Origin of the sequence: Shewanella sp. UCD-KL12, from assembly GCF_001957125.1 — a bacterium.
Classification (GTDB): domain Bacteria; phylum Pseudomonadota; class Gammaproteobacteria; order Enterobacterales; family Shewanellaceae; genus Shewanella.
The window spans coordinates 138,038-154,679 of the sequence record NZ_MPHJ01000008.1; the positions used below are offsets into that span (position 1 = coordinate 138,038).

The following is a 16,642-nucleotide window of genomic DNA, read 5'->3' on the forward strand; positions in this document are numbered from 1 at the left end:
TATAACTTAATGACAGTAGGCCAACATGAACTTCATGTTGGCCTTTTTTATCTTTTATTATCGAATTGATTGACGAGATCTAATTGCCTGCTGCACTGTATTTGTATCCTTTGGCTGCTTATTGCCGTAGCGGAACAACTTTGTTTAAATTGCTCATTCCCATCTGCAAGTTCTTGTGCATTTCCGTATACTTGGTTTATTACTGTAGCCTGCTCCTCTGAAGCGACGGCAATCATTTCGCCATTTGAGACAATGTTTGTAAGGGACTGGCTCACTGAGTTCAGGTTATCCTGTAACATGCGATCCGACTCTACACTTTTTCGTGTTAAGTGGTGACTTTGCTCCATTTTGGAGACTGCTTGAGAGGTTGTTTGACCTAAAGCATCGATGATAGCTTGGATCTCTTGTGCCGATGTTTGGGAACGGTTTGCCAAACTTCTCACTTCATCGGCTACGACAGCAAAACCGCGACCAGCTTCACCTGCACGAGCAGCTTCAATCGCTGCATTTAGAGCAAGTAGGTTGGTTTGCTCTGCTAACGACTCGATAACTTCGAGAACTGAGTTGACCTCGCTACATTGCTGTTCTAATGCTGATATAGATTGTTGTGAGTCAACGAGTAGTTGCGTGATCTCCGCAGTGGTCATTTGACTTGTTTTCAATGCCGATTCAGTTGTGGCTATCTGCTGTACTAACCTAGATATCTCATCTGTCGACTTAGTTGTATTGTGGGCAATATCAGAGACCGCGCTGTTCATCTGCCCGATAGCGACAACTATCTGATCTAAGTTTTCCGTTTGCTCCTCTAATTGCTGCTGGTTACCCATATTTTGTTGGTTATTACTCTCCATCTCCCGGTTGAGAGCTTCTGATGAGTCGTGAACTCGGCCAACAATTGAGAGACTTTCAGCCATTTTCATTCGTAAGCTAAACTCCAGGTGTGAGAGTTCATCTCGATAGCCAGTATAGATTTTCTGACCAAGGTCATTATTTTGCACTTGTGTGCTTAACTTTAAAACGAGCTTGAATCTCTGCTTGAGTTTAATGATTGGATATAAACTGGAAGCCATTGCCATTAAGGTTAAAGGCACTGCATAAGTAAGGCTCAGCTGACTGGCTATAAGCAAGAGGCCAAAGCTGCAGAGGCTACCTAGTAACAGTGTTGTGGTAATGCTGAAGCTGTTTTTTGCTTTTAGTGGTTTACCAGCATTTATCGCTTGGTAGCAAGTATTGGCTCGCTCTTTTAGACCTGACTCTGGTTTAGTTCTTACTGATTGATATTCGACAATCTTACCATTAATGCTAATGGGGCTAACAAATGCATTGACCCAATAAAATCGTCCATCTTTACATCGATTTTTAACTAAGCCCATCCAATTTTGACCACTTTTGATGGTTTGCCACAGATCTTCAAAAGCCGCTTTAGGCATGTCTGGATGCCTAATAACATTATGTGGTTTACTCAAGAGTTCTTGGTTTTCATAACCTGAGACTTGAGTAAAGTCGTCATTTACATGGGTGATCAAACTGTCTAGATCTGTCGTAGATAATATCTTGTATTCGTCAGGGTAGATCAGTTCTACTTCATGAGCATATAGGCTGCTATCCATAATATCCTTTAGCCAAAATGATTATAGTTGATTTGGATGTCAGCGTTTTATATCACAATACTTTTCATAATCAATGCATTATAAACTGCATGTTATATGTTTATTATTGAGTTGTGATCGAGATCTATGGACTGGGAGCAGGGCTTTGTTTGAAAGTGACTTATGATACAGATAGGGGGAAAGGCGTGATGAGTAAGCAAGATAACAACAATACTGATGTTATCTTGCTAAGTGTGTGTCAAGCATGTTTATGCTCTAACATTACTCATATCTACGTAAAGCTGCAGTTGTTGGCCCGGCTGAATATACTTACTTTTTTCAAGAGAGTTCCATCGTACCAGATCGGCTACCTTAACCTTAAACTTGGACGCAATTCTAGCAAGAGAGTCACCAGAACGAACGGTATAACGGACTTTACGTGTTACTGAGTTTTCACTTTTACTTCCAGTCCATATTGCCAATTTTTTACCCACTCTAAGTGAGTCTTTAGGTGCCATATTGTTCCAGCGTGCTAGCTCACTGACTGTGACTTTATGGGTATTAGCAATTTTCCAAAAGGAGTCACCAGACTTAACGGTGTAATCTATTTTTTGATTACCACGACTGACATTTTGTTTGGCTTTTATTCTTTGCTCTAGTGTATGTGTGTATTGAGCTGGATCATTGGCAGATACCGGGATCAACAGATGGCGTCCAGCGATAATTTTATTGCCTTTAATATCGTTAACCGCACGCAAGGCCGATGGCGTCGTATGGTACGCTTGTGCAATACGGCCTAAGCTATCACCAGACTTAATTTTATAGCGCTCCCAGTTTAATCTGTCATTGATTGGGGTGTCAGCGAGTGCAAGACTAAAGTCTGCAACTTTATCAACTGGGAGTACTATATTATGCGGGCCTTCTGGTGAGGTAGCCCAGCGATTATACCCAGGGTTAAGCTGATGAAGTTCAGATGTCGTCATGCCTGCAAAACCAGCAGCTAGGGCTAGGTCTATCTGGCCACCAACATTCACCACTTCGATGTGAGGTGTATTATCGATAGGATTGAGTATGATTCCATATTGATCAGCATGTTGAATGACATCAGCCAAGGCGAGTAACTGTGGAACATACCTTTGGGTTTCTGTTGGTAGCTTAAGTGCCCAAAAATCGGTTGGCTTACCTTTTTTCTTATTGCGCTTTACAGCGTTTAGCACTCGACCTTCGCCGGTATTATAGGCAGCTATTGCATACAACCAGTTACCGTTGGTTTTTTTATAAAGATATTCAAGCATATCAAGTGCTGCGATAGTCGCTGCTGGTACATCTCTGCGACCGTCATACCACCAGTTCATCTCTAAGCCAAAATGTCTGGCCATCGGGGAGGTGAATTGCCATAAGCCAGATGCGGCTCCATGGGAATAGGCAAATGGATCGAATGCACTTTCTACAATAGGTAGGAGAGCCAGTTCAATAGGCAGATCACGCTTCTCTATCTCCTCTACGATGAGATAGAGAAAGGGGGTGGCTCGCTCTGAGATCCTTGCCAAATGTTGAGGGTTTTTTATATACCAATCTCGGTACTGATTTACCAGCTTTTCATCAGGTATATCGAACTCAAGCCCTAGACGGATCCTTTGCCATACATCAGTAATTTCGGCAACCTCTGGAACGGATACAACTTCAGTTTTAGGTTTGGATGCTGGAGGTGCTGGTACTAGGGTTTCTTGTGTTTGCTTATCATCTATATTGCTTGAGTCGAATGACTGGCAGCCTGAAAGCAGGATGATACTTCCTGCTATTACAAGTCTATTTATGCGCATTGAAAAAGAATTCCTTAATTCTGTCCCTCTGTTTGAAAGTCAAAAACGGGGACTTATTTTAGCGCAACATTGTAATCTGTTTTTTAGAAATTGTCTTTCCATTGCCTGAGAAGAGTAAAAACCTGCTGAGGATCTGAGTTATTTGTCCCGAAATGTTGGTTAACTGAAGAGGCTACAGTATCGATATTGCAACGAAGAAAGGGATTAATGTTACGCTCAATGGCTATGCTTGAAGGGATTGTTGCAATTCGTTGTTGCCGCTTATTGAGACAAAGGGAATAATAATCCTGCAAGTTCAGGTTTGATGGCTCAACAGCCAGCGCAAACTTTAAGTTATCTAAGGTATATTCATGTGCGCAATATACTTGGGTATCTGCGGGTAACTGAGAGAGACGTGATAATGACTCATGCATCTGCTCGGCAGTGCCTTCGAAAATTCTGCCACAACCACCACTAAATAATGTATCTCCGCAAAAAAGGTTGCTATCGATTAGATAGCCAATATGACCTAGTGTATGTCCAGGTAGTTGAATGACCTCCGCAGATAAGTTAAATGCCTTAAGCAAAATACTTTTCTGGTTTGATATCGGTTTATTAACGCCGTTAATTCCCTCTTTTTCAGGTCCGTATATCTCGACTGAAGTTTGAGCATGTTCAATAAGTTTAGTCACTCCACCGGTATGGTCATTATGATGATGAGTGATCAAGACCCCCGCTAAGCTCAGATTATTATTGGTTAAATATTCAATGACCGCTTCACCGTCACCAGGGTCGACGACATAGACAGCTTTATTATTTTCACAGGCTATCACCCAGATGTAGTTATCGTTAAATACTGCTAATGGGTTAATGGTCAGTTTTACGCTATCTTTTGTTTGCATAGGTGTTTTAACTCGTCTCTATAACGCAGGAATTAGAGGTAACGCCCATTTATACGGGTATTAGCTAAGCAATGGCTGCAAATAGTTTGCGTGTTTTGCTTATAAGCGTTGTAATAGTTATAAATGATTATACCATCAAGATGTACCACAGTTATAAACGTATTCCAATATCCCAAACATTGCGCTTTGGGGAGTCAGATGTAAGTTTAGGAGCGCTGCTTGTTTGATGAAATGAGTATTTTGGTACCCCAAAGTTGGCCAGATCTACCTAATGGTGAAAGGGTAAAGCGCACTGTAGAGCTTCAGTTAGCCCCTTGGTGGCCTAAGGTATTTGGGTATCACATGTTGAGCTTAGGACCGTTAAGTGCTCAATTAGATATGCCAGGCCTGCCTGTGGGGAGGACGTTTTCCATGTTTGATGGGCAGGGGGCGTCAGTTTGCGCCGATTTCAATGCGCTACCTATTAAAAGTGGCGTGATAGATGCCGTTGTCATGAATATGTTGTTAGAGTTTGAATCGGATCCATACAAGCTATTGAGAGAAACCGATAGGGTACTTATATCTGGCGGCTATCTATTTATCGTTGGTTTTAATCCATTAAGCCCAGCTTTTGTTGGTAAGATATTGCCTCAGTTTCAAAATAAGTTGCCTTGGTGTGGCCGTTTTTTTACTCCATCAAGAGTCAAAGATTGGTTAGGTTTACTTGGCTATCAGGTTGTTGCCGATGAGCGCATTATCCATCACCACCTACTAAGCGAAATAGAAAAGGAGAGTATCTGGCAACATGCCCTTAAGGCATGGTTACCGGGTACAGGCAGCATTTATATTATTGTCGCTCGTAAGCTTGAAACCCCTTTAACGCCAATTTATGGGAAGCAGAAGATGCGTCAGCCTAATTGGACACCAGCGCCCACTGCGGGACGAACGTCTTTAGACAATACCCGGATAAATAAATTTAAGAACTAAATGCGAATAACATTAAAGCAATTATCAATTTTTGAAGCCGTCGCGAGAAGTGGCCAAGTAGCCAGAGCGGCGGAAATGATGAACCTGTCAGCGCCCGCGACCTCAATGGCGTTAGCCGAACTTGAAAAACAGTTAGATGCCAGGTTATTTGAACGTGTTGGCAACCGTTTAAGGCTCAACTCTCAAGGTAGCCTATTGTTACCTTTAGCGACCGAAGCTTTACAGAAGGTTAATCAAATTGAGCACGTTTTCTCATCACCTGAAGCTGAACTGAGTGGCACATTGAATGTGAGTGCAAGCTCGACCATAGGTAACTTTCTGATGGCCAAAAGTGCGGTCGCATTTTGCCAACAACATACTAGCGCTTTAGTGGATCTTGATATTGATAATACTCAAGCTGTGATCAAGTCCGTTTTAGAGTTTCGAAGTGAAATCGGTTTTATTGAAGGCCAGTGCTTAGATAGCCGACTTAAAGTTGAGTCATGGCATAAAGATCGTTTACTTATTTTTTGTCATCCCGCTCATCCACTTGCGGGACAAGTCGTGTCACCTCATGCTATTAGAGGCATGCCTTGGGTAATGCGAGAGGAGGGCTCTGGCACAAGGGACTATTTCATCAGTGCAGCCAATGCGCTGGATATGCAACCTGTTGAGCGCTTTAGTTTCAGCACGCCAGATGCAATTAAGCAAGCGGTTAAGCAAGGTGCCGGTCTGGCTGTTTTATCTGAATTGACGTTAGAGAAGGAGTTAAACCGAAAAGAACTCGCTGTGATTGAAGTGGAAGGTTTAGCTTTAACCAGACAGTTTTATCGCATCCATCACAAGAGCCGCAATCTGACGCCTCTATGTGATGCATTCAATGACTTTTGTATAAAATTTAATAAATTAGAACTAAATGTTGATTAATTAACCGGGATAGCCGCTATCTTCTTGGCTTGGTGAGGCTTCAGCAGCTTCTCGGGCCAAGGTATCACAACGTTCATTCTCAATATGACCTGCATGGCCTTTAACCCAGCGCCAATCGATATCATGAACAGCCGATGCTGCGTCTAAGCGTTTCCATAGGTCGACATTTTTTACGGGCTGTTTGGTCGACGTTAGCCAGCCTTTCTGTTTCCAGCCGTGGATCCATTGGGTGATCCCTTTTCGCATGTATTGACTATCACTGGTTAGTACGATTTTACAAGGCACCTTTAAGGCTTCTAGTGCAATGATTGGCGCAAGTAACTCCATCCGGTTATTTGTCGTCATTGAGAATCCATCAGCCATCTCTTTGGTGTGTGCCTTATACTTCATGACCACACCATAACCACCAGGACCTGGATTTCCAAGACAGGAACCATCGGTATAAATTGCTAATGACTTCATAACACCTCTTGAATAAACCATAAATGGCTTTTTTTAAAATTGAGAAATCCAGTGGTAGTCAATACCGCCATCAACTTGTTACCATATCTAAATTATCGCAAAATTATACCCAAATTAGCTCAAAGAGCGAGGCAGTCTGTGTTTAAACGGATACTTTTCAGCCTTACTTTGAAGATAATGGCTAACCTCTTTAGATGTAGGCTAGCTAAATGTTTAATTAAATGAGTTATCCCTCTTATGAATATAGTCTCCAGCTCAAAACGCCAAATCATTCTTGATACTGAAACAACCGGTATGAACCAAGGCGCAGGTGCGATCTATCTCGGTCATAGGATCATTGAAATTGGTTGCGTTGAAGTGGTTAATCGCCGTCTAACTGGCCGTCATTATCATGAGTATATCAACCCTCAGCAGATTATTGATGAAGAGGCCATTGAAGTTCACGGGATCACCAATGAGTATGTCGCTAATAAACCAAAGTTTGCCGAGGTGGCACAAAGCTTTATAGAGTTTATCGATGGTGCTGAAGTTGTCGCTCATAATGCATCATTCGATGTTAGCTTTATGGATCATGAGTTTTCATTGCTGCAGCCAAGAGGGCCAAAAACTGCTGATATTTGCCCTATTTTAGATACTTTAGAAATTGCAAAGTTTCTTCATCCAGGTCAAAAGAATAACCTTGATGCACTCTGTAAGCGTTACGGCATTGACAATTCACGTCGTGATTTACACGGTGCATTATTAGATGCGGAGATTCTAGCTGATGTTTACCTGATGATGACAGGTGGACAAACGAAATTTAATCTCTCTAGCGATGCTGCCAGTGAAACTGCTGGTGGCATCATTCGTTTAGCGCAAGATCGAGCAAAACTTAAAGTGATCTCAGCATCTGCCGATGAACTAGCTAAGCATGAAGAGAGACTCGACTTAGTTGCAAAGGGTGGGATGTGTGTTTGGCGTGACTAAGTCGGTGTACTGAATCCTCTATTTTTTATTTACTTGGCTTTACGGCCAACCCAAAAAATCATCCACATTGTATTGATACTTTAATTCATTGACTAAGGTTAACGTCATTTTTATGAGTTCAAATTGGTTTGTGTTGAGCAGGAATCTTGTTTGCTGTTTTCTTATCGGTCTCAGTGCACTCGTGAGTAGCACTGCTATAGCAAATGTAGTCTCTTCCAGTGAAGCAAGCGTGCTAAAAAATAGATTTAGAATCGATCATATGGTTGATAGCGTCACGCTCTTTATTCAGAGGCAATATGGTAGCGCGCCAGTCGTCATTGTATTACCCGATGGCAGTAAATGGTATGCGAGTCGCCACCCAGAACAGGTGCAATGGGTTGATGGATTAAGTGGCGATATGGTCACTATTGAAAAGCCAATGCCAGGGCCTTGGCAACTTATAGGTCGAGTAGTAGAGGGCTCAACGATACAGAAGATCTCAAAGCTTGGTATTCGTGTAGAGCCTCTTCCGCAGCCATTATTTCAGGGGGAGCGGGTTAAAGTTACCGCCCACCTGCTTGGAGATGAGCAGCGCCTAAGAATGGCTGGACTGGATTATCTGGTTGAATGGACTGCAAGGTTTATTAGTGAGCACCTTCCTGGAGATGAAAACTTTGCTTCGGGTACTTTGATCGTGGGCTCCTATAAAGATCACGGCGAAGGACTTGATGAGCGACCTGATGATGGTATTTTTACAGGAAAAATTAATCTTAATCAGCCTTGGGGACACTACACATTCCAAGTGAAGGTAAGGAATAATGTATTTACTCGTGAGAGTACGCATAAATTTGTGCTGTCACCCATTCCTATAGAGATTGATGTTATAGAGCCAGAGGATCCCTTAACCGGCCGCTACAAACTCTTTATAAAGGTTAATGAAGAGGTTGTTCAGCTAGCCGATACTCATTTAGATCTAGAGCTCGTAGGACCTGCAGGTCTGCAACTGCCTATTACTCAAAATGGTTTAGCGTTAGCCCAAACAGAAATAGCTCTTCCTGAGGTTTCTGATTTTGGTAGTTACAGAATTAAAGGGGTAGCGGCTTCTACGACAACAAGTGGGCGTGAAATTATTTTATCTTTGCCAGAGAAGTTTTTTAACTTAATTGAACCTCCAAAGCCGCCACCATCAGCTGAAGAGTTAGCGGCCGTAGCAGCAAAGAAAGCGGCTATTGCAGAGAAAAAAGCAAAAGATGATGCAATATTTTGGATCATTACCGTTAATTTGGTTTTGTTGATCTTAGGCACGCTTTTATTACTCATTTGGCGTAAGAGGCGGAACCTAAAAGAGGCTTTAGCGGCAACACAGCAGCGATTAGATCAAGAGAAAGAGAAGGACATTGGGCCGAGTTTGGATGAGATAGATCTCACTATGCCTGAAGATCTGCCCGAAGAGGAAAAGAACTAATCGACTATTTGCATACGCCAACGGCTATTAAGGCATCATATTGCTGCTTTTTTGGCTGATTGGTTTGTCTGTGAAAAATAACTATTGACGGGGCTATCAGGTCTACGTATTATTCACCGCAACTTGATGTGGAGCGGTAGTTCAGTTGGTTAGAATACCGGCCTGTCACGCCGGGGGTCGCGGGTTCGAGTCCCGTCCGCTCCGCCAATCAAGTTACTAAATTTAGTTTAATTGTTAGTGACATAACAGTTAAATGCCGAAAGGCAATAAGTTTAGGAGCGGTAGTTCAGTTGGTTAGAATACCGGCCTGTCACGCCGGGGGTCGCGGGTTCGAGTCCCGTCCGCTCCGCCAAACAACGAAGCCCTTGTCGAAAGACAAGGGCTTTTTTGTATCTGCAATATGTGTAGCCTAGGGCTAGTTGCAAAAATCTTCAATTCGCGCTTTCTCCTTTCAAAGATCTGTTACCTATACTGATAACATTATTGAAAGGATATTCTTATGGTTGAGCAGATCACTGCTATGCTGGGTTTACTCGGCGTTCTGTCATTACTGTGCCAATGGTTAGGTTGGAAGTTACGCCTGCCTGCAATTTTACCGCTACTTTTATGCGGATTAATATTAGGTCCAGGTCTTAATATTCTTAACCCAGATGCAATTTTTGGTGATCTGCTTTTTCCTATCATCTCTTTAGGTGTTGCCATCATTTTGTTTGAAGGGGCTTTAACGCTTAATTTTTCTGAAATAAAAGATCATGGCCGTATGGTGACTAACCTTGTCACGATAGGCACTGTCATTACTTGGGTATGTATCTCGACAGCAACACATTTTCTCATTGGTTTTCAGTGGGAAGTCGCGATGCTATTTGGCGCATTAGTTGTCGTAACTGGCCCAACGGTTATTGTTCCTATGCTAAGAAGTGTGAAACCTAAGTCAGAACTTGCACGGATTTTGCGCTGGGAAGGGATAGTGATAGATCCGATTGGTGCGTTGCTTGCGGTATTAGTTTTTGAATATATAGCCGTTGCGGCAGATCCGACAGAGCATGTTTTGTATGCTTTAGGCTATATGTTAGGTATCGGTTTAGGGCTTGGCGCGATAACAGGTTACCTACTCGGTATCATTATCAAAAGACATCTTCTACCTCATTATTTAAAGAATGCCGGTGTACTCACCATTATGTTAGGTGTGTTTGTGGCTTCGAATCTTTTACAGGAAGAATCAGGCTTATTGACGGTGACTGTAATGGGGATAGTACTTGCGAATATGCGGGGCATTGATATCGCAGATATTATCGAGTTTAAAGAAACGCTTACTGTATTGTTAATCTCTGCACTTTTCATTTTATTGGCTGCACGACTCGATTCCTCTGCATTACTCGATCTTGGCTGGGGAGGGTTTGGCTTGCTCTGTATTGTGATGTTTATTGCTAGACCGCTCAGCGTGTGGGTATGCGGAATAGGTACTTCATTGAGACGTAATGATAAATGGTTTTTAAGCTGGGTGGCGCCAAGAGGCATAGTGGCCGCGGCAGTGTCGTCATTATTTGCAATAAAGCTGGAGAATCTAGGGGTGCAAGGTGCGGGCTTGATTGTGCCATTGGTCTTTTTGATCATCATAGGAACGGTTGTTATCCAAAGTCTAACTGCAGGTGCATGGGCTAGGTTTTTGAATGTTAATGCTGGCTCTGCACAAGGCTTGCTAATATTTGGCGCTTCACATTTTTCTAGAGAATTAGCTAAAGTACTAAGGTCTAAAAATATCACCGTGCAATTAGCCGACAATAACTGGGACAGTATTCGACTAGCAAGAATGGATAATATTCCCGTTTATTTTGGTAACCCGACATCGGAGCATGCTGGGAATTTCCTTGATATGACAGGTATAGGGCGGTTATTAGTATTATCACCTTATAGGCAACTTAACCCTCTGGTCTGTTTTCACTTTCAAGATCTGTTGGGAACTAAAAAAGTCTTTGGCCTTAATAACAATGAGGGGAGCAGTGCAAGGCATCAATTATCTGAAAGCTATCTAGAGAGAATGTGTTTATTTGGTGAGTCAGTTACCTATGCAAAATTAGCCAGTTTAATGTCAAAAGGGGCAGTTATTAAAAGTACCAATATCACCGACAGCTTTAGCTTTGATGATTTTGTTGCACGCTACGGCGAGTGTGCAATGCCGTTAGTCTACTTAGCTAATGGAAAAGTAAATATTTTTACAGGAGACATTGCTAAGTTGGTGAGCGGTATTGAGTTAATAAGTTTATTGCCACTAGAGGCGCAGACATTGGCAAAAGAGCATGATCTTGCTCATCAAGTATCCAGTGAGGCAATGACTAAAGAAGAAGCCTAAAGAGTAGTATTGGCCGAGTGATTAAACTTATCGGGCATTAGCCAGCGTTCCCTCTTTATTAATGACATTAAAAAAGGAGGCTTTCGCCTCCTTTATCTTATCTAAAGCCTGAGCCTATTGGCTTCAATACTGTGCATCAAGGCCATGGTGATTAACCAAGACCTGTACTGCTAAGCAGCTTGTTCGTGCTTTCGACTGCTTACCTCTACAGCTTTTAGCTCATCAGAGTCAAAGTCATCAACATTAATGCTCTTTAGTCGACCGATTTCGGCGCGTTTAAGAAGATCAACTTCGGCATCTGAAAGGATACCCAGAGATACTCCCTCTTCGGCGAGCTTATCTAACCAAATAAAAGGTAAGCGCTTGCCTGCAGCTTTACAGATCTTTTCATGAAGAGGTTCACAAGCAAGAATGTCCTTGAACGTTTGCTCTTGAACACCTACAGGGTTGTTCTCGCAAGGTGTCCAGAATTGGCCTTGACCTAATCGCTCACGGCTAGAACAAGGCGTTTGCATTATCTTTGCGACCTTATGATCTAAGACGTCACTCGGGCGCTTGATAGGGCGTCCAAAGGGAAAGATAACCGCGCGCAATACAAAACCTAACCCCATAGGGAAGTTGTCTAGTAGATCATCAAGTGAGTCCTGTAACTTGTAGAGTGAATCTTCAGCTGCCCACTGTACTAGTGCTAGATCTTCACTTTGTCGACCTTCATCTTGATAGCGTTTTAGCGTCGCTGATGTCAGATAGAGTTGACTGAGTAGATCACCAAGTCTTGCTGAAACTCGCTCTTTACGCTTAAGACCGCCTCCTAGTGTTGCCATCGCAAGATCTGAAAGCAAAGCTAAGTTAGCGCTAAAGCGATTCATATGTTGGTAGTAGCGCTTGGTTTTATCTGAATAAGGGCTATTAGAGAATCGACTCGATGTTAATCCAAGCCAAAAGCTTCGCACTAAGTTACTGGTTGTAAAGCCAATGTGACCAAATAAGGCTGAATCAAAATTACTTAAACCGCGATGATTATCGGTATCAAATGCTGATTCCATCTCTGCTATGACATAGGGATGACAGCGGATGGCACCTTGACCATAGATGATCATAGAACGGGTGAGTATGTTTGCTCCCTCTACAGTAATAGCAATAGGAGCGGCTTGATAACCACGGCCTAGATAGTTATTGGGTCCTAAACAGACACCTTTACCACCATGAATATCCATAGCGTCAATAACACACTTTTGCATTCTGTCGGTAAGGTGAAACTTTACGATTGCAGAGATAACAGAAGGCTTTTCACCTAGGTCGATACCTGTCGTAGTCAAGCTAGTCACAGCATCCATTAAGTAGGCATTACCACCAATTCGCGCCATCGGCTCTTCGATACCTTCAAGCTTACCAATTGGTAATTTAAATTGACGGCGGATCCTTGCATAGGCTCCAGTTGCGACTGCCGCAGTTTTGATACCACCTGCAGAGTTTGATGGTAAGGTAATACCACGTCCAACGGATAAACATTCAACCAGCATACGCCAGCCTTGCCCCGCCATTTCTGGTCCGCCAATAATAAAGCTAAGAGGAACAAAAACTTCGTTACCTTTTGTTGGACCGTTTTGGAACATACAATTAAGCGGAAAATGACGACGACCGGTTTCAACACCCTCTATATCTGTAGGGATAAGCGCACAGGTAATACCCAGCTCCTCTTTATCGCCTAATAGCTTATTAGGATCTCGCAGTTTAAATGCTAGGCCTAAAACAGTAGCTACTGGCGCTAAGGTGATATATCGCTTGTTCCAGGTCAATTTCATCCCGAGAACTTCTTCACCTTCCCATTGACCTTTACATACAATACCAAAGTCAGGTATTGCACCAGCATCACTGCCCGCTTCAGGGCTTGTTAGTGCAAAGCAGGGGACTTCAAGACCTTTAGCAAGTCTAGGCAGGTAATGATCTTGCTGTGCCTCTGTACCATAATGTTGTAGTAATTCACCTGGGCCTAATGAATTAGGTACACCAACAGTCGATGCTAATTCACTACTGACACCGGCAAGCTTTTGCAGTACACGTGATTGAGCGTAGGCTGAATACTCTAGACCGCCGTACTTCTTTTTAATGATCATCGCGAAGAAGCCATGATCTTTAAGGTATTGCCAAATTTCTGGAGGGAGATCACCGAGTTGATGAGACACCTGATGCTGACTAAGCATTTTACAGGCTTCTTCTACGGGTCCATCAAGAAATGCCTGCTCCTCAGCGCTTAATCGCGCGACAGGGTAATTATGCAGCTTTTTCCAGTCTGGGTTTCCTGCAAAAAGATCCGCTTCCCACCAAGTGGTTCCTGCTTCAATCGCTTCTTTTTCAGTAGAAGACATTTCAGGCATGATCCCACGATAAAGCTTTAGTAACGGCTTAGTAATAAAGCTTTTTCTAAATGCATTAATATTGAGTGGCAAAGCAATTGCCAAGAAGATGAGCCACACTAGGGGACTGACAACTTCGAGTACTGAGCCCACCGCTATAACTGCTGCAACGGCGATGCTGGAGCTAAGCAAAGATACTCTCATGTAGGCAAATGTGCCTATGACAAAAAGAAACGCGATTATCCATAGTAGGGTTGTCACTGTCATTCTCCTTAAATGCGACCTAATTTTTGACCTAAAGTCAGTATTTTTTGACGATCATTATCACAATTATAGGTTGTGGTCTGACCTGTGTCGCATAAAATTTAAACCTATGTGAAATTTAATACAAGTATTATTTCAAACAAACGTTTAATAAAATGGATTTAGGTCATAAACTACTTTTCTAATCATATGGTTAAAATTAAGTTAGAATAGATTATCTAACGAGTAGTAATTTAAAAGGTTAAATGAATGTGCGAACTCCTAGCCATGAGTGCTAATGTGCCTACAGATATTGTTTTTAGTTTTACAGGCTTAGCTCAAAGAGGTGGTGTGACAGGACCCCATGTTGATGGTTGGGGGATCACCTTCTATGAGGGTAAAGGGAGCAGAACATTTAAAGATGCCCGTCCAAGCAGTGAATCTCATATTGCTGAACTCATACAAAGTTACCCTATCAAAAGCGAAGTGGTAGTGAGTCACATACGCCAGGCAAATCGTGGCTGTGTATCCTTAGAAAATACGCATCCATTTACCCGTGAACTATGGGGCCGCTATTGGACATATGCCCATAATGGCCAACTCAGCGACTACCAAGAGAAATTTGTCGTCTCTAAATTTCAGCCTGTTGGAGATACCGATAGTGAATTAGCATTTTGTTGGTTGCTTGAGCAGGTTGTGAAGCAGTTTGGCGAGCAAGAGCCAGATAACATTGTAGAGGTTTATCAGTTTATTGCTCAATTAGCGGATGAGGTGAGAGCCTTAGGTGTGTTTAATATGATCCTCACCGACGGGGATAACTTGATGAGCTACTGTAGCAATAACTTGTGTTATATCACTCGAAAAGCCCCATTTGGTGAGGCTAAGCTGATTGATACTGATGTTGTTATTGATTTCAAAAAAGAGACAACCCCTGAAGATATTGTGACCGTAATCGCGACAAGGCCCCTTACAAAAAATGAAAGTTGGCATATCCTAGCTGCCGGAGACTGGAAGCTTTTTCATAAGGGGGAATTGATAATGAGTGAATCTAATGAGGCTAAGGTGCCAGTCTAGTTAATTTGGACTAAGCGCTTGGGTGTGATGAGGAGCTGAATATAAGCTCCTTTTACGTATTGATATAATCGATACACACTCTTTTACGGTTGTATATTGACGGCGGGCTTGAGCTCTTCATGCTTTACGGTTTGTTGAGTAGGCGAAAAATGATAGTTCAGTAGTTTTATATCGAGCTGTTTACTGCCTTTTTCAAAGTGGGTTAAACGTACTGGTAGATAGGCGAGATCGGGTGCCATCCAAAAAAAGGTTTGTCTTTTACTACTGTCTCTGACCACCTCAATCTTGATTGTTTCATAGCTCCCACTGTCAATATTCATCCGCTCTTTACCTATGACTTTAAAATCGTACTCATCGACTTCTCCCTCTTTAACCATGGCATAATGGAAGGCCTTCTTCCCTTCAACCATATCAAGCCTAAATTGTAATTGCGCCATTAATGGGTCATAAAGAATGTCGGTGTATTCAAGTTTTGAGCGTTCATCTTTATAACGACTGTGTACAACTCCTTGCCCTTTTGCAAAAGCAGCTTGCTCTTGAAAACTTGGGCCCGTTCCCTTTCTGTTATGGGTATAACGCATAGGGGTCAATTGTCCACCGTCTAAAGTGAAGTCACTGCGTATATTTCTACGGTCAGATAAGACAAGTAAGCTTACATCGCTATCGAATCGGTAATGGTATAGATTACCTTCAGCTTGTGGTAACTGATAGCGCGCCTTACCCAACTCAATACTGCCATAATTCACTTGGTATTCAGCTGTATGAGGGGTTAGCGGGGTAGGGGTTGCCGCTACCGAAAAGCTAAATAATACAATACTGGTTGCTAACACTAAACGCTTACCTATCGACAATGAATTATCCTTCTTAACTATTTTTCTTGATGGCTATGCTGACGATTTAACTCAATATATGTGAACAACATAAGGTTAATAATAGGCAATCTTATCAACTCATGTATGAGTTAATAAGTGGCTAAAGACATAATGTCAGACACTAAATCTAGGCTTTGGTTCACACAGTACCTGTTTCGTTAAAACGGCAATTGGAGTACTAATGTTGCCATATCAGGCTTCCATTCAAATTCAGAAAGTATGACTTTTCCGCTGTTTACTTCAACACCTTCAAGCCTTAGCAGTTCAGTTTGAGTGTGAAAAGGTTGCGTGTTTTGTTTGAATGAAATTTTTCCTTGGCTATTGATCACTCTGTGCCAAGGTAAGTTTAATGTCTCGGGTGCTAATTTTAATGCTTTAGAGACATAACGGGCACGACCGGGTAAACCAGCTAAGTCGGCGACCTTGCCATAGGAGCTTACGCTCCCTGTTGGGATCATCCCGACAATTAACCAGATTTTCTCCATCGGCGACATCTTTGACGCTGTTGAATTCATAAGGTTACCTGAATAAGGATAAACAAAAAACGTATTAAAATTTGTCGAATTTATAAATTAAAAAGTTATCACAATACAAGGTTAAATATCATATCTTTTTAGCTCATTAGTCGCTAGTAAAACCCATTTTAGGCGCTGTAACTTGATGCATTTGTTGCGTATTACGCATAAAGTTGCAGTCAGATTGTCTGGGT

At 42.3% G+C, this 16,642-nt stretch carries 13 protein-coding genes and 2 tRNA genes; 8 read left to right on the top strand and 7 right to left on the bottom strand.

What is annotated here, in order from left to right; all coding sequences use genetic code 11:
- Positions 1–47: 47 nt before the first annotated feature.
- From BM736_RS15290 to gloB, 3 genes are all read right to left on the bottom strand, one after another.
- Positions 48–1,610 (bottom strand): PAS domain-containing methyl-accepting chemotaxis protein, encoded by a 1,563-nt coding sequence (locus tag BM736_RS15290; protein ID WP_076413725.1) that lies wholly within the window; start codon positions 1,608–1,610, stop codon positions 48–50.
- Positions 1,611–1,858: 248 nt separating this feature from the next.
- On the bottom strand, positions 1,859–3,412 hold the full coding sequence (locus tag BM736_RS15295) for a LysM peptidoglycan-binding domain-containing protein (RefSeq protein ID WP_076413727.1): 1,554 nt from the start codon (positions 3,410–3,412) through the stop codon (positions 1,859–1,861).
- Between the two features lie 83 nt (positions 3,413–3,495).
- Positions 3,496–4,293 (bottom strand): hydroxyacylglutathione hydrolase, encoded by a 798-nt coding sequence (gene gloB, locus BM736_RS15300; protein ID WP_076413729.1) that lies wholly within the window; start codon positions 4,291–4,293, stop codon positions 3,496–3,498.
- Between the two features lie 231 nt (positions 4,294–4,524).
- Between gloB and BM736_RS15305 the strand changes: the two genes are divergently transcribed.
- Positions 4,525–5,259 carry a class I SAM-dependent methyltransferase gene (locus tag BM736_RS15305; RefSeq protein WP_076413904.1) on the top strand — a complete coding sequence of 245 codons (735 nt, stop codon included), beginning with the start codon at positions 4,525–4,527 and terminating at the stop codon, positions 5,257–5,259.
- Positions 5,260–6,165 carry a LysR substrate-binding domain-containing protein gene (locus tag BM736_RS15310; protein ID WP_076413732.1) on the top strand — a complete coding sequence of 302 codons (906 nt, stop codon included), beginning with the start codon at positions 5,260–5,262 and terminating at the stop codon, positions 6,163–6,165.
- Here BM736_RS15310 and rnhA read toward each other — a convergent pair whose 3' ends face one another.
- Positions 6,166–6,627, bottom strand: a complete 462-nt coding sequence (gene rnhA, locus BM736_RS15315) for a ribonuclease HI (protein ID WP_179079063.1) — start codon at positions 6,625–6,627, stop codon at positions 6,166–6,168. It abuts the gene before it with no gap.
- Between the two features lie 237 nt (positions 6,628–6,864).
- Here rnhA and dnaQ point away from each other — a divergent pair, with 237 nt between their 5' ends.
- The 5 genes from dnaQ to BM736_RS15340 all read left to right on the top strand — a co-directional run bounded on the left by dnaQ (position 6,865) and on the right by BM736_RS15340 (position 11,387).
- Positions 6,865–7,593 (top strand): DNA polymerase III subunit epsilon, encoded by a 729-nt coding sequence (gene dnaQ, locus BM736_RS15320; RefSeq protein WP_076413736.1) that lies wholly within the window; start codon positions 6,865–6,867, stop codon positions 7,591–7,593.
- 112 nt (positions 7,594–7,705) lie between these two features.
- Entirely contained in the window at positions 7,706–9,037 is a 1,332-nt protein-coding gene (locus tag BM736_RS15325) for a TIGR03503 family protein (RefSeq protein WP_076413737.1), read from the top strand.
- 130 nt (positions 9,038–9,167) lie between these two features.
- Positions 9,168–9,244: transfer RNA gene (locus BM736_RS15330), tRNA-Asp, on the top strand.
- A 68-nt stretch (positions 9,245–9,312) separates the two neighbouring features.
- Positions 9,313–9,389: transfer RNA gene (locus BM736_RS15335), tRNA-Asp, on the top strand.
- Between the two features lie 147 nt (positions 9,390–9,536).
- Positions 9,537–11,387, top strand: a complete 1,851-nt coding sequence (locus BM736_RS15340) for a sodium:proton antiporter (protein ID WP_076413739.1) — start codon at positions 9,537–9,539, stop codon at positions 11,385–11,387.
- A 170-nt stretch (positions 11,388–11,557) separates the two neighbouring features.
- Here BM736_RS15340 and fadE read toward each other — a convergent pair whose 3' ends face one another.
- Positions 11,558–14,005 (bottom strand): acyl-CoA dehydrogenase FadE, encoded by a 2,448-nt coding sequence (gene fadE / locus BM736_RS15345; RefSeq protein WP_076413906.1) that lies wholly within the window; start codon positions 14,003–14,005, stop codon positions 11,558–11,560.
- Positions 14,006–14,257: 252 nt separating this feature from the next.
- On the opposite strand from fadE, the gene BM736_RS15350 reads away from it, so the two are divergent.
- On the top strand, positions 14,258–15,061 hold the full coding sequence (locus BM736_RS15350) for a class II glutamine amidotransferase (protein WP_076413741.1): 804 nt from the start codon (positions 14,258–14,260) through the stop codon (positions 15,059–15,061).
- A gap of 83 nt (positions 15,062–15,144) precedes the next feature.
- Here the strand turns inward: BM736_RS15350 and BM736_RS15355 are convergent, their stop codons facing one another.
- On the bottom strand, positions 15,145–15,912 hold the full coding sequence (locus tag BM736_RS15355) for a DUF3108 domain-containing protein (RefSeq protein WP_076413743.1): 768 nt from the start codon (positions 15,910–15,912) through the stop codon (positions 15,145–15,147).
- A gap of 179 nt (positions 15,913–16,091) precedes the next feature.
- Positions 16,092–16,448, bottom strand: a complete 357-nt coding sequence (locus BM736_RS15360; protein WP_256717889.1) for an MGMT family protein — start codon at positions 16,446–16,448, stop codon at positions 16,092–16,094.
- Positions 16,449–16,642 lie beyond the last annotated feature (194 nt).